12 protein-coding genes are annotated in these 13,997 nt (G+C 74.1%); all 12 read left to right on the forward strand.

Translation table 11 applies throughout. The features are described from left to right. The first annotated feature begins 275 nt into the window (after positions 1 to 275). The gene (locus ACF1BN_RS00630; protein WP_392329396.1) at positions 276 to 752 is read left to right on the forward strand and encodes a hypothetical protein; all 477 of its coding nucleotides are present in this window, start codon (positions 276 to 278) and stop codon (positions 750 to 752) included. Next, positions 743 to 1,222 (forward strand): GNAT family N-acetyltransferase, encoded by a 480-nt coding sequence (locus tag ACF1BN_RS00635; RefSeq protein WP_392329397.1) that lies wholly within the window; start codon positions 743 to 745, stop codon positions 1,220 to 1,222. The genes ACF1BN_RS00630 and ACF1BN_RS00635 overlap by 10 nt, the downstream gene beginning before the upstream one ends. Then, positions 1,219 to 2,880 (forward strand): amino acid adenylation domain-containing protein, encoded by a 1,662-nt coding sequence (locus ACF1BN_RS00640; protein ID WP_392329398.1) that lies wholly within the window; start codon positions 1,219 to 1,221, stop codon positions 2,878 to 2,880. The genes ACF1BN_RS00635 and ACF1BN_RS00640 overlap by 4 nt, the downstream gene beginning before the upstream one ends. Further along, entirely contained in the window at positions 2,873 to 3,808 is a 936-nt protein-coding gene (locus tag ACF1BN_RS00645) for an alpha/beta hydrolase fold domain-containing protein (protein ID WP_392329399.1), read from the forward strand. The genes ACF1BN_RS00640 and ACF1BN_RS00645 overlap by 8 nt, the downstream gene beginning before the upstream one ends. Further along, on the forward strand, positions 3,805 to 5,451 hold the full coding sequence (locus tag ACF1BN_RS00650; protein ID WP_392329400.1) for an AMP-binding protein: 1,647 nt from the start codon (positions 3,805 to 3,807) through the stop codon (positions 5,449 to 5,451). The genes ACF1BN_RS00645 and ACF1BN_RS00650 overlap by 4 nt, the downstream gene beginning before the upstream one ends. Continuing rightward, complete coding sequence (locus ACF1BN_RS00655; protein WP_392329401.1) at positions 5,448 to 6,158, forward strand: rhodanese-like domain-containing protein; 711 nt, start codon at positions 5,448 to 5,450, stop codon at positions 6,156 to 6,158. Before ACF1BN_RS00650 ends, ACF1BN_RS00655 begins: the two co-directional genes overlap by 4 nt. Before the next feature lie 56 nt (positions 6,159 to 6,214). Further along, positions 6,215 to 7,474 carry an NAD(P)/FAD-dependent oxidoreductase gene (locus ACF1BN_RS00660; RefSeq protein ID WP_392329402.1) on the forward strand — a complete coding sequence of 420 codons (1,260 nt, stop codon included), beginning with the start codon at positions 6,215 to 6,217 and terminating at the stop codon, positions 7,472 to 7,474. 64 nt (positions 7,475 to 7,538) lie between these two features. Next, complete coding sequence (locus tag ACF1BN_RS00665; protein WP_392329403.1) at positions 7,539 to 8,093, forward strand: DUF3291 domain-containing protein; 555 nt, start codon at positions 7,539 to 7,541, stop codon at positions 8,091 to 8,093. Positions 8,094 to 8,134: 41 nt separating this feature from the next. Beyond that, the gene (locus ACF1BN_RS00670; protein WP_392329404.1) at positions 8,135 to 10,108 is read left to right on the forward strand and encodes a class I tRNA ligase family protein; all 1,974 of its coding nucleotides are present in this window, start codon (positions 8,135 to 8,137) and stop codon (positions 10,106 to 10,108) included. Next, the gene (locus ACF1BN_RS00675) at positions 10,105 to 11,247 is read left to right on the forward strand and encodes an NAD(P)/FAD-dependent oxidoreductase (protein WP_392329405.1); all 1,143 of its coding nucleotides are present in this window, start codon (positions 10,105 to 10,107) and stop codon (positions 11,245 to 11,247) included. Before ACF1BN_RS00670 ends, ACF1BN_RS00675 begins: the two co-directional genes overlap by 4 nt. A 92-nt stretch (positions 11,248 to 11,339) precedes the next feature. Next, positions 11,340 to 12,623 carry a lysine N(6)-hydroxylase/L-ornithine N(5)-oxygenase family protein gene (locus ACF1BN_RS00680; protein WP_392329406.1) on the forward strand — a complete coding sequence of 428 codons (1,284 nt, stop codon included), beginning with the start codon at positions 11,340 to 11,342 and terminating at the stop codon, positions 12,621 to 12,623. Then, positions 12,620 to 13,924 (forward strand): amino acid:polyamine antiporter, encoded by a 1,305-nt coding sequence (locus ACF1BN_RS00685; RefSeq protein WP_392329407.1) that lies wholly within the window; start codon positions 12,620 to 12,622, stop codon positions 13,922 to 13,924. Before ACF1BN_RS00680 ends, ACF1BN_RS00685 begins: the two co-directional genes overlap by 4 nt. The last annotated feature ends 73 nt before the right edge of the window (positions 13,925 to 13,997 follow it).

A 13,997-nucleotide genomic window follows, 5' to 3' on the forward strand; every position in this document is an offset into this window, starting at 1 on the left:
GAGACAGAGCGCCCTCGCCGGCCCCAGGGCGGGGAAGTTGAACAGGTTTCACACAAACGGCGAGGTCAGCGGGGTCTTTCGCACGGGCCTCCGGATCTCTATGATCTTACTCGCGCACCGGTCCCATGCAGTGATGTACGGCTGTATATGAGGATCCGTCACTGAAGTTCCTCTCATTGTTCAAAGCACTTCCGCACCGCTGATCCACGACAGCCCGGAGGCGAAGAGCACGTGACAGGCATGGAACGCGAACCGAGGGCGGGGAACAGTCCCGCATGAACCCTCTGACCTACACACCGCGCCTCGTGAAGGCGCTTCCCCCGGTGCACGTGAACGGCCGGGTGCTGAAGGCGTACGCGATGTTCGCGGACCCGGAGCTCGCCGGCGAGCTGCCGAAGCCGGAGTTCCTGGAGCGGCACGCGGCCACGGTGCTGAGCGGGTCCCCGGCCCCGGGTGACCACCCGGCGGGCTTCCTGATTCTGCACCGCGGTGCAGAAGGAACGTATCTTCTGGTCAGCCAGTGGTACGACGCCGACATGCTGAAGCACTGGGTGCGCGGCGCGGTGGTCGACGCCGAGGGGAACACGGCCTTCACCCCCCTCGCCGAGCGGGACCTGATCGCCTGCGTCTGGGAGCTCGAAGTGGTGAAGTTCGAGCGGGACGCCTGGGTCAACACCGTGCTGGCGCGCGGCAGCGACGACCGGGCGGCCATCGACGCGTACCTGGAAACGACCTTCTCGGGGTGGGTGTGACGTACGACATCGAGGTCCGGCCGATCGAGCCGGACCACTTGGACGCGCTGCTCGGGCTCTGCGTCGAGCACGCGGAGTACGAGAAGGCGGAGTTCCACGAGAACGGGCAGGTGGAGCGCTGGCGTGCCGCGTTCTTCGCGGAGCCTCCGACGCTGTACGGCTGGGTCGCGCTGGACGGCGGGGAGCCCTGCGGCTTCATGACCGTCACCACCGACTTCGCCACCTGGAGCGCGGAGCGGTTCGCCTACATGGACTGCCTCTACCTCCAGGAGGACTACCGGGGCCTGGGCCTCGGGCGGGTCTTCCTGGAGCGGCTGCGGGAGTTCGCGCTCGCGGAGGGGTGCGGCTGGGCCGAGTGGCAGACGCCGCCGGACAACGAGGCGGGCATCGGCTTCTACGCGCGCATGGGCGCCCGCACCAAGGACAAGGTCCGCTTCCACTACGACGTCGGGGTGCGTGACGCCTCGTGACGACCGACCCCGAACAGCGGCGGACCGCCGAGCCGTCCGCCCCGTTACCCCCCTGGTCGATCGACCCGGCCGGCCACGGCCGGCCGGCGCCCGCGCTCGGCGACCTGGTCCGCGCGGCGGCGCTGTACCGGCCGGACCGCCCGGCCCTCCACGACGGACGGATCGGTCTCACCTTCGCGGAGCTGGAGCGGCGGGCCACGACGCTCGCGGCCTGGCTGGCCGAGCGGGAGGTGCGCCCGGACGACCGGGTGGCGATCCTCGCCGAGAAGAGCACGCTGATGCCGGTGCTGGCCCTCGCGATCTGGAAGTGCGGCGCCGTCTACGTCCCCCTCGACGGTACGGCCCCGGAACCGCGGCTGCGCGGACTGCTCGGCCGGCTCGAACCCCGGGTGGTGCTCGCCCTAGACGACCGGGAGCCGGTGGCCGACGGGGTCCGGTGGGCGGGCCGGACGGAGCTGGACGAGATCCTGTCGGGCCCGGCGCGGGAGTGGCCGACCGTGCCGCACGGGCCGGATTCCACGGCGTACATCATCTTCACCTCGGGCTCCACGGGTGAGCCCAAGGGCGTCGAGATCACCGTCGCCAATCTGGTCGCGTACTTCGGCAACCACAACGAGGTGCTGCGGTTCACGCCGGAGTCCCGGGTGTTCAGCCTCTCCCCGTTCCACTTCGACGTGTCGATCGAGGACACGCTGCTGCCGCTGTCGCTGGGCGCGTACGTCCACCAGTTCCGCGGCATGCACGCCGGCGCCGTGATGCGGGCGGTCATCGCCCGCGAGCGGATCACCCACCTGATCGCGGTCTCCACCCTGCTGACGATGATCACCGAGGGCGGGCGGCACGTCACCCGGGAGAACTTCCCGGGCCTGGAGATGGTGATGACGGGCGCGGAGGTCTGCGATCCCGGCGTCATCAACGTCTGGAAGGACGGCCTGCCCGAGGTCCGGGTCATCAACGTGTACGGGCCGACCGAGGCCACGATCGTCTGCGTCGCCCACGAGATCGAGCGGGTGGACCGGGAGCGCGTCGGCTCGTACCCGATCGGCCGGCCCCTGCGCGGGGTGGCGGCGCGGATCGTGGACGAGGGCTCCGAGGTCCACGAGGCCGACCGCGTCGGCGAGTTGTGGATCGGTGGCGAGCAGGTGATGCGCGGCTACTACGGGCAGCCGGAGGAGACCGCCCGGCGGGTGGTCGAGGTGGACGGCGTCCGCTACTACCGCACCGGCGACCTGTGCAGCTACGACGGGAACGGCGACATCGTCTTCCGCGGCAGGAACGACGACGAGGTGAAACTGGCCGGCCGGCGGATCCATCTGGGCGAGATCCGGCAGACCGTGCTGAGCTGCCCCGGCGTCGAGCGGACGGCCGTCGCGCTGGTCCCGCGCCTGGGCCACGACGTGATCGCGCTGGTCGTGATGACGCCGGACCGGGCGGTGGTCGCGGACGTGGAGAAGCGGCTCGCCGAGCTGCTGCCCGCGTACATGCTGCCGACCGTCGTCGCCTGGTCCCCGGAGCTGACCGTCTCCTCGACCGGCAAGACGGACGAGAAGCTGCTGATGCGGCGGCTCGCCGAGGCCGCCCGGGACTCGGGCGCGACCCGCTTCGCGTTCACCCCGGCGGGAGACGTCGAGCCGGTCGACGAGGACGCCCATGCCTGACGCCGGCACGGACGTGGACGCGGAAGCGGCGGCACTCCACCCCGAGTTCGCCCGGCTGGCCGCCGCCCGCCGGATCATGGCGGTACGCGGCTCCACCGGCTCCCTCACCGAGGACCGGGCCAACGCCGAGCGGTGGATCGCCCGCTTCGGCGGCGCCGTCGACCCGGCCGACGGCGCCTCGGTCGAGACCGGACCGCACGGGATCACCGTCAGGCCGGCCGACGAGGACCCGGACAGCCCGTGGGTCGTGTACATCCACGGCGGCGGGATGGTCCACTACTCGACCGCCGTCTTCCAGCCCTTCTTACGCACGCTGGCGGGCACCCTGCGGGCGCCCGTGGAGGCCTTCGACTACCCGAAGGCGCCGGAGCACACCGTGGAGGAGGCGGTGGAGCTCCTGGCGGACCGGATCGCGGACCGCTGCCGGACCCTGACGGACCGTCCGGTCGTGCTCGCCGGCGACAGCGTCGGCGGACTCCTCGCGCTCTACCTGAGCCTGCGGGTGCTGCCCGGGGCGTTCGCCCGGGTCGTCCTCCTCTATCCCGTCCTCGACCTGCGGACGGAGCGGGCCTCCTACGAGGCCTTCGGCGAGGGGCACTTCCTCGACCGGGACGCGATGCGGCTCTTCACCTCCTTCCTCGAACCCTTCTTCTCCGCGCGGGACTTCGATCCGATGCGCCTGCCGGAGCGGGACCTCGTCCGGCTGCCGGACTGCTCGATCGTGACCGCGGGACACGACGTCCTGCGCGACGAGGGGCTCGCCTGGGCGGAGCTCGCGGCCGCCCGCTCCCCCGGCCTGCGGCACCGGCACTTCCCGGACCTCCCTCACGACTTCTGCCTGTACGCCGGACGGCTCGCCTCGGCCGGGAGCGCCGTCGCCGAGATCGCCGGAACCGCCTTCCCCCTCACAGAACAGGGCCTCTCATGACTGCCAGGACCGGCGCGGTGACGCTGCCGCCGTGGTCGACCGATCCCGCCGCCGCGGACGGCGCGCCGCCCGCCCTCGGCGACCTCCTGGCGGCCCCGGCCCGCAAGTGGCCGGAGCGCGTCGCGATCGACGACGGGACCACCCGGTACACCTTCGCCGAGCTCGAACAGGGCGCCCTGGGGATCGCGGCCTGGCTGGCGCGACAGGGAGTGGGCCCGGGCGACCGGGTCGCGGTCCTCACCGCGACCAGGCCTGTCATGCCCATGATTATCCTGGGCATCTGGAAGCGCGGCGCCGTCCACGTGCCCGTCGACTCCGACGAGCCCGAGCACCGGACCCTCGCCCTGCTCCGACGGATCCGGCCGGCCGCCGTGATCACACCGGCGACGCGGCCGACCCCGCTCCCCGGCACCCCGCTGCTCCACGGCGAGGCGCTCGACGCGGTCCTCCCCGGACCCGACGCCCCGCACCCGACCGTGGCCCACGGACCGCGGGACACCGCCTACATCGTCTTCGCCTCCGGCGCGACCGGAGTGCCGCAGGGCGCGGAGATCACCGCCGCCGGGCTGGTCTCCCACTTCACCGGCCACAACGAGGTGCTGCGCCTCACCCCCGACTCCCGGGTGCTGAGCCTCTCCCCGTTCCACTTCGACGTGTCCCTCCTGGACACCCTGCTCCCCCTCTCCGTCGGCGCCTTCGTCCACCAGTACCGCGGCCTCCCGGTCGGCGCCCTGCTGCGCTCCGCGATCGCCCGGCACCGGATCACCCACCTCCTCGCCGTCACCGTGCTGCTCGACCTGCTCACCCGCGACACCCGGCAGATCGACCGGGAGAAGATGCCCACCCTGGAACTGGTCATGACGGGCGCCCAGGTCTGCCCGTCCGCCGTCCTGCGCGTCTGGGCCGAACGGCTCCCCGGGATCCGGCTCGTGCAGGCCTTCGGACCGCCCGAGGCCACCATCTTCGGGTTCACCCACACCGTCGGGGACGCGGAGACCGCGAGCACCGACCCCTGTCCCGTCGGCCGGCCCCTGCGGGGCACCCTCGCCCGGCTCGTCCGCGACGGGGCCGAGGTCCGGGGGCCCGGCGCGGAGGGCGAGCTCTGGATCGGCGGCCCGCAGGTCATGCGCGGCTACTTCGACCAGCCCGAGGAGACGGACCGGCTGGTCGTCGAGGCCGACGGGACCCGCTGGCTGCGCACCGGGGACGTCTGCGCGTACGACGCCGACGGCGCCCTCGTCCTGCGCCGCCACGCCGACGAGCGGATCGTGTGGCTGGCGGGCCGCCGCACCCATCTGCACGAGATCGAGCGGGCCGCCCTGAGCCTCCCCGGTGTCGAGCGGGCGGCCGCCGCGGTGGTCACCCGGGCCGGGCGCGACGTCGTCGCGCTCCTGGTCGCCGCGAAGGAGCGGCGGAGCCTGCCCGACCTGACCGCGCACCTGCGCGGACACCTGCCCGAGCCTCTGCGCCCGGCCCTGCTCGCCTGGAACCCTCCGGCACCCGCCCCCTGGGCCGGCGACCGCGGCGGGTCCTTCCTGGCCGGACGACTCGGCGCGGCGACCGCCGCGCCCTCGCACACGACGTACTTCGAAATGTCGGCCGACGGCGCCGTCGAACCCTTTGATGACGAGGTGGGGATATGAGCACAGCGGTGAACGACACGGTGAAGGACAAGGTCGGGGAGTACCTGGAGACGGCGCTGGGCAAGCCGGTGGACCTCGCCCCGCTCCCCGACTCCACCCCGCTCAACACCCTCGGGCTGGACTCGCTCCTGACCATCAGCGTCCTGGTGACCCTCCTGGAGGACGCCGGAGTGGACCTCGGCGAGCACGCCGACTCCCTCGTCACGCCCAGCACCCTGGGCGACCTGTACGCCCTCGCCGGCCGCTTCCTGGCCGCGCCGCAGGAGCAGGCACCGGCCGCCGCCGCCCCGAGCGCCGCCGAGCCCCGCGAGCACGACGAGCAGCTCGCCCACTACCAGGCGAAGCTCGCGTACGAGATCGACTCCGCGGACCTCCAGGACGCGCTAGACGCCGGCCAGGACCTCGTCGTGGTCGACGGCCGCAGCAGCGAGTCGTACGCGGCTGGCCACATCCCCGGCGCGGTCAGCATCCCGCACCGCTCGATCTCCCAGGACTCCCTGGCCGGCCTGTCCCGGGCGCCGCTGTACGTGACCTACTGCGACGGCATCGGGTGCAACGCCTCCACCAAGACCGCGATCAAGCTGGCGACGGCGGGCTTCCGGGTCAAGGAGCTGATCGGCGGCCTCGACTGGTGGAAGCGGGACGGCCACCCGGTCGAGGGCCACGCCGCCGCCGACCACACCCACCACGCCGCCTGCGGGTGCTAGAACCCGCCCCCGCGCGCGAACACCCCGCCCGAACCGCAGATGTGGAGAGCCGATCCGTGAGCAGCACCGAGGAGCACGACGAAGCGCCGCTGGACGTGGCGGTGGTGGGCGGCAGCCTGGCCGGCTGCGCCACCGCCGTCCACTTCGCCACGATGGGCCACCGCGTGGCGGTCTTCGAGAAGAAGGCGGCGCCCGACGCGTACCACAAGCAGCTCTGCACCCACTTCGTGCAGCCGCACACCGTCCCCCTGCTCAACGCCCTCGGGCTCGCCCATCTCCGCGAGCCCGCATGGTCGGTGGCGACCAAGGCCGTCTTCGTGACGCCCGGCGGCGTGGTCGAGACGCCCGGCCCCGGATACGACCCCGAGGTGCCGGACTCGTACGCGCTCAACCTGGAGCGGCGGGTGCTCGACCCGGCGATCCGGGAGTCCGCGCGGCGGCACGGCGTCCGCTTCGTCGAGGCCACCGGGGTCGAGGGCGTCGAGCGGGACGCCGACGGCTGGACCGTGCACACCTCGGCCGAGTCCGGGGCCCGGCGGTACCGGGCCCGGCTGGTGGTGGCGGCGGACGGGCGGCGCTCGCGCCTCGCCGGGCTGCTCGGCAACGAGGCGGAGAGCCGGCCGAACGAACGGGCCGCGGTCTTCGGCTACTTCACGGGGATCGAGGCACCGGCCGACAACCGCTCGGTCTTCGTGATGAACGAGCGCGATCTGGCGTGCAGTTACCCGCTCGTCGACGGCAGGACCGAGCTGGTCCTCTTCGCCGAGAAGTCCCGGGTCGAGGGATGGCGGGGCGCGGACGGCCGGATGCAGGAGTTCCTGAAGTACTTCGACGGGCTCGCGGACGCGCCGTCGGTGACGAACGCCGTCCCGGAAGGGCCGCTGCTCGGCTACGCCGACTACCCGAGCCTGATCCGCCGGCCGGTGGCCGGCTCCGTCCCGTTCGTCGGCGACGCGGCGCTGTCCCTGGACGCCATGAGCGGCGTCGGCTGCGGGTTCGCGCTCCTCACGGCCCAGCTGCTGGCCCACTCGTTCACCGGCCGGACGCTCGACGCCGACGGCGTCCGCGAAGGGCTCGACGCCTATCGCGAGCGATTCGAGAAGACCCTGCTGCCGCACGCGGAGGGAATCTGCGGGGATTCCCTCGTCGAGAAGGACGAGACGACCCGCAAGCGCATGTTCGAGACCATCTGCGGAAATCAGGAACTGAGCGGGAAATACCTCGCCCTGACCGGCCGCATGATCATGCCGGCCGAATTCCAGCGCGCTTTCATGCGCGGTCTGATGGCCCGCGGTTCGGGCGCGGCACGGAAATAGCCGCCTCGCCCGCAGAGAACCGTCTCCCACGACCGGACCATTCACGAGGGAAGGACCGAGACCGATGGCGCGTGTCGCGTTCACGACGTTCGCGATCCTGAAGGAACCGTACGGACATCCCGAGGTGCAGGAGTTCGACGACCTGACACCGCCGACCTTCGAGGAGGCGGAGAGGAGCCGCGGATTCGTCGCCCGGGCGAAAGAGGAACCCGATCAGAGCCACCTCAGCAATTTCCACCGGGACTGGGGCGACTGGGGGAAGTTCGAGGTGCCCCGCTTCTACACCGGGGGCAGGACCGACGAGACGGACAGCCGGGCCTGCACCCTGTCCCTCTGGGCGGACCTGGAGTCCGTCTTCGCGTTCGCCTACGGCGGGCTGCACCGCACCACCCTGAGCCGGCGCCACGAGTGGTTCCTGAAGCCGGAGTGGCCGACGTACGCGGCCTGGTGGGTGGCCGACGACGAGGTGCCCACCTGGGCGGACGCCTGCGTCCGGCTGGAGCACCTGCACGACCACGGCTCCTCGCCGTTCTCCTTCTCCTTCCGCCGGCCGTTCGACGCCGACGGCGCCCCGACCAAGGTGAACGCCCCGGCGGCCCGCCCCGCCGCGGACTCCTGACACCGCCCGGCCCGCACCATCCACTCCACCAGGGGGAAACCGTGATCACGCGCGCCTTCGACCGTTCGGCGATGAGCTGGTCGTACGAGATGCACCTGCAACCCATGCTGTCCGCGACCGACATCGAGGGGCTGCCGTTCGGCTCCGTCTTCGGCAGCGTCCCCGCGCACACCACCTCGAAGCGCCACGCCCACCAGGACGGCGAGATGTTCATCGTCCTGGCCGGAAAGGCGGTCGTCCTCCTCGGCGACGAGGAGCGCGAGCTCGGACCGGGGCAGGTCTGCTACCTGTCGCCGTTCGGCTTCCACGAGATCCGCAACGACCACGACGAGCCCTTCGACATCGTCTCGGTGTACTGGGAGCACATCCCGAGCGCCGTCGCCGTCCTGGAGAAGTCGCCCCCGCGCGACCGCCTCGCCGACCGCACCCTCGTGTGCTGCCCGCCGGTCACGCCCAACGGCGGCCTCCACCTGGGTCACCTCGCCGGCCCCTACGTCCGCGCCGACATGATGGTGCGCGCCCTGCGCAGCTCCGGCCGCGACGCCCGGCACACCACCGGCACCGACGACAACCAGTCGTACCTCGCCACCGCCGCGCTGCTCCGCGGGACCACCCCGACGGCCGTGGCGGCGGCCGAGGGCGACGGCATCGTGGCGACCCTGCGGACGGTCGGCGTCGGCGTCGACCGGCTCACCCGCCCCCTGACCGACCCGGGCCACGGCGACCGGATGCGGGCCCTGCTCGATCTGGTGAAGGCCTCGCCCGCGGTGCGGGAGGAGGAGCGGGAGACGGCGTACTGCCCGAGCTGCGACCTGTCGCTGCACCAGGCCTTCGCCAGCGGGAACTGCGCGCACTGCGACGCGTCCAGCGTCGGCGAGATCTGCGAGGCGTGCGGGCGCCCCAACGAGGCCCGGGAGCTGACCGGTCTGACGTGCCGGATCTGCGGCACGGCGGCCGTCACCCGGCCGGAGCGCGGGCTCTGGCTGGACATGAACGCCTACGCCGACGAGCTGCGCGAGTACCTGCGGGTGTCGTCCACCGCGCCCGACCTCCAGATCCTGGTGGAGCGCCTGCTGGACGAGGGGCTGCCGCCGTACCGGCTCGACCGGGCCACCGACTGGGGCGTCGACCTGGGCGACGGCCGGGCCCTCGACGCGTGGGCCGACCTCGCGCTGGCCTTCCTCGACGCCGCCAGGTCCGAGGCCGAGGAGGGCGGGCCGGCCCGGATCGTGCTCTTCCTCGGCTACGACAACAGCTTCTACTACGCGGTGCTGCTGCCGGTGCTGGCCTTCGCCGCCGGTCTGCGCGCTTATCTGCCCTCCGCGTTCGTCACCAACCAGTTCCTGCACCTCGGCGACGAGAAGTTCTCCACCAGCCGGGGCCACGCCGTCTGGGCCGACGACGCGCTCGCCGAGGCGGGACCGGACGCCGTCCGCCTGGCGCTGCTGCGCGACGCCCCGGAGGGCCGGGTCACCCGGATCACCGAGGAGCGGGCCGGCCGGCTGACCGAGGACCCGCTGTACCTCGCGGCGCACGCCTGGCTCGACGGCTTCGCGACGCTGGAAGGCGTGGACGACGGCGCGGTGCCGGGCACCGGCGCCTGGACGGACGCGCACCGCGAGTTCTACCGCTACCTCAACCTGACGACACGTCAACTCGACGGCCTGGTGCTGCCGGAGGCCTTCAGCGCCCGCGGCTACGTCGACCTGCTCGACTCCTTCGTGAAGCGCTGCGCCGAGTTCCGGGCGACGGAGGAGGTGGCCCGCCGGGTGCGGTCGCTCGCGGAGGAGGCCCGTACCAGCCTGGCCCTCGAATTCCTGGCGGCCAAGGTGTTCGCCGCGCTGGCCTGGCCGGTCACCCCCGGTCTCGCCGGGCGGGTCTGGGCGTGGCTCGGACTGCCCGGCGAGCCGGTCCGCGAGGCCGACTGGTCCTTCCTGCCCTCCGGCACCCGGTGCGCGGCGCCCGCGCCCGCCCGCGCGGCGGCGGACGCACCCGCCGCGAGCGGGCGGTCGTGAGCGACGCCGGACCGGCCGGTCCCGTCCCCGGCGGCGGACTGCCCGCCGCCGCGGACGTCGTGGTGGTGGGCGCCGGGATCACCGGCGCCGCCGTCGCGCACCACCTGGCCCGCCGGGGCGCGTCCGTCGTCGTCCTGGAGCAGGCGGACCGTCCCGGTGCCGCCGGGGCGACCGGCTTCTCCGGCGGGATGGTCCGGGCCTACGACCCGGACCCGGCCGTCGCCCCGCTGGCGGTGGCCGGTCTGGCCGCCTACCGGGATCCGGGACGCTGGGCGTCGGGGCGGGCCCCGCTGCGTACGGTCGGCGCGGTGACCGTCGCCGACCCCGCAGAGGAGGCCGCCTTACGGGCCGCGGCGCGGCGCGTCAACGACACCCTCGGCACCTCGGCGCACGTGGTGGCGGGCCCCCCGGAGGCGGCCGGAGTCCAGCTGGCCGGCGGGATCGCCCTGGTCGAGCCGGAGGCCGGCTGGGTGGACCCGGCGGAGGTCACGGCCGACTGGCTGGAGCAGGCGCGCGCCGACAGCGCCGTCGTCCGCTGCGGGGTCCGCGTGCGTGCGGTGGAGGCGCGCGGCGGCCGCCCGGTGGTGGTCACCGACGAGGGCGGGATCCTCGCCGGGGCCGTCGTGGCGGCGGTCGGCCCGTGGGGGGCCGAGCCGGTGCCCGGACTGCGGCCGGCGGCGCCGGTCCGCTCGCGGTCGATCCAGGTGAGCATCGTGGGGCGCGGCCCGTCCGCCCCGGCCCACGCGACCTTCGTCGACCTGCGGACCGGCCTGTACGCCAAGCCGGTCGGCGCCGACCGGACGCTGGTCGGGATGCCGCACCTGGTCTGGGACGTGCCGGTCGGCGCGCCGCCGGACCCTGACCACGCGCGGGCGACCGTCGCCGCGCTCACCGCGCACTTCCCGTGGCTCGCCGCGGCTCCGCACCTCGACACGATCCGCGCCGCCGACGCCTACGGCGCCCCGGACGGCGACGGACCCGCGTCCGGCCTGCTCACGGCGACCGGCGTCCCGCGCGCGTGGGCGGTACGCGGCTGGAACGGCGGTGGCGTGAAGACGGCGCCGGAGGCCGGCCGCCGCATCGCCGAGGCCGTCCTGGCCGACGCCGTACCGGTCGGCTCCTGTCCCGGCGCCGTCTGACGGCACGCCCCGGTCCGACGGCCCGCGGGCGGCGCCCGACGCGCCCCCGCCCCGGCCCGCACCACACCCATTCGCTCTCTCAAGGGGGAACAGTGACCCGCTGCCATGACGTGCTCGGCATTGGTTTCGGTCCGGCCAACCTGGCTCTCGCCATCGCCCTGGAAGAAGAGGGGCACGACCTCGACATCCGCTTCCTGGAGGCCCGCCCGGGCCCGTCCTGGCAGAGCGCGATGATGCTCGACGGCTCGGACATCCAGAACCACCCGGTGCGCGACCTGGTGTCGCTGCGCAACCCGCGCAGCCGCTACAGCTTCATCAACTACCTGTTCGAGAACGGCCGACTGCTCGACCACCTCAACCTCCCGATGGAGTTCCCGCTGCGCAAGGAGTACGCGCAGTACGTGACCTGGGCCGCCGGGCACTTCGAGCGGCTGGTCGACTACGGGGTGCGCGTCACCGGCGTGACGCTGGGCCGGGACGAGGAGGGCCTGCCGCGCTACACGGTCACCACCTCCGCCGGCGAGACCGTCCGGGCGCGGGCCCTCGTCGTCGGCACCGGCCGGGCGCCCTTCGTGCCGGAGCCGTTCGACGCGGTGGACTCGCCGCGCGTCTTCCACCTCACGCGGTACCTGCCGGCCCTGCGGGAGCTGGAGCAGGCGGGCGTGGTGCCGCGCCGGGTGACGGTCGTCGGCGGCAGCCAGAGCGCCGTCGAGCTCACCCTCGACCTCTCCCGTCGCTACCCGAGCGCCGAAGTCACCACGCTGGTCCGGTCGCTGACGCTCCGTGAGAAGGACACCAGCCCCTTCAGCGAGGAGGGGTACTTCCCCGGCTTCACCGACTACTACTACGGCGCCTCCCGCGAACGGAAGGACGCCATCGACCAGTTCATGCGACTGACGAACTACTCCTCCGCCGACGGGGACGTGCTGCGCGAGCTGTACCGCCTGATCTACGAGCAGCGGCTCGACGGCGAGCAGCGGGTCTTCGTCAGCGGCAGCCGCCAGGTGCGCTCGCTGGAGGTCGTCGAGGACGGCGTCCGGATGAGCGTGGACGAGCTGAACACCGGTCAGTCGGAAGTCCACGAGGCCGACTTCGTGGTTCTCGCCACCGGCTTCCGCGACCTCGGCCCGGCCGCCCACCAGGAGCGGGTCCCGGCGCTGATGCGCGGGGTGGCGGAGGAGTTCGCGTTCGACGCGCACGGATATCTGTCGGTCGGTCCCGACTACGAGGTGCGGCCGGTGGCGCCCGAGACGCCGGCGCTCTTCCTCAACGGGCTGTGCGAGTCCAGCCACGGCATCGGCGACGCCGGATCGTTCAGCCTGCTGTCCCTCCGCGCCAAGGTGATAGCGGAGAGCCTCCGGAAGCGCCTGCCGTGACGGAGCCCCCGCACGGCCCGGGCGCGACGCCCGGCACGCCCCCGGCCACGCCCGCCGGTGCGGCCCCGGCAGGGGCGTCGGCGCCCGCCACGTCGCCCTCACCGGCCCCGGGGCCGCAACGGGCCCCGGTCCCGGACGCGCGCCCGGTCCCGGGGCCGGACTCCGGCGGCCCGGACGCGCTCCGGCCCGAGCGGACGCTCGCCGGGCGGGTCGCGGGCGGGGTGCTCGGTGCCGGGCTGCTGGTCATGCCGCCCGTCGTGGCGGCCCTCGCGGGCGGGGACGCGCTCCTCGTCTGGGCCGCCCACGTGGTCCTGGGCGGCTCGGTCTCCCTGGTGCTCGCCCTGCTGGTCCGCGCCCGGATCGGTCCCTCCTCGCTCGCGGGGGCGGTCGGGACGCTGCTCGGCGGCTGGGCGGAGCGGGCCGTGGACGGCGTCTTCGCGGTCGCCTTCACGGCCGGACAGGCGGCGATCGCCTGGTTCGCCGCGACGGCGCTGCTGGCCGCCGCCGACGGGGCTCCGCCGCGGGCCGGTCCCGACGGGCTGCCGCTCGCCCTGGGCGTGCTGGCCGTGGGCGTGGCGGGCGCGCTCGCCCCGCTGCGGCTGTCGGCCGCGCTGCTCCGGTGGCGTCCGTGGGCCGCCGGCGGGCTCGCGCTCGCCTGCGCCCTGTGGCTCTGGCCCGCCGACCCGGGCGCGGGCACGGCGCTGGCCCCGTCGGGGCTCTCGGGGACGGGGGCGCTGTGGCTGGCTCTCGCGGCGCTGTTCTTCGCCGGGGTCGGCTGGGAGGTCGTCTCCCGGGCCGCTCCGGCGGCCGGGGCCGGCGCCCGCCGCACCGCCGTCGGCGTGGTCCTGGGCGCGGTCCTCGTGGGCGTCGCCTACCTGGGACTCGCGGCGGTCCAGGGGCACGGCGCCCGCGCCCCGGCCGGGGCTCCGCTGCGCTGGGTGCTCGCGGTGGCGACGGCCGCGGTCCTGACGTCCTACGTCCTCACCAACGTACGCACCGCGGCCCGCATCGCCGCGCGGCTGCACCCGGCCGGACGGCGGTCCACCACCCGGGGCCCGGCGCCCGCGCTCGTCGCGGCGGTCGGCGCGGCCTGCTGCGCCTTCGCCTGGGCGGGGGCGCGGGACGGCGGCGTACCGCTGCTCCTGCTCGGCCCCGCCGCCGCGGCGCTGGTCGGGTACGCGCTGGCCGCGGCGGCGGCGGTGCGGCACGGCGGGCCGCTCCTGCGCTGTGCCGGGGCGCTGCTGCTGGCCGTGCTCGTGGCTCTGGCGGTACCGGCGGTGCCGGTCCTGTCCGGCCTGTGACGGCGGGCGGTGCCGATCCTGTCCCGCGTCCGACAGCGGGCGGTGCCGGTCCTGTCCCGCGTACGTCGGCGCC

The sequence above is a fragment of the Streptomyces sp. NPDC014861 genome (genome assembly GCF_043081625.1).
Classification (GTDB): Bacteria; Actinomycetota; Actinomycetes; order Streptomycetales; family Streptomycetaceae; genus Streptomyces.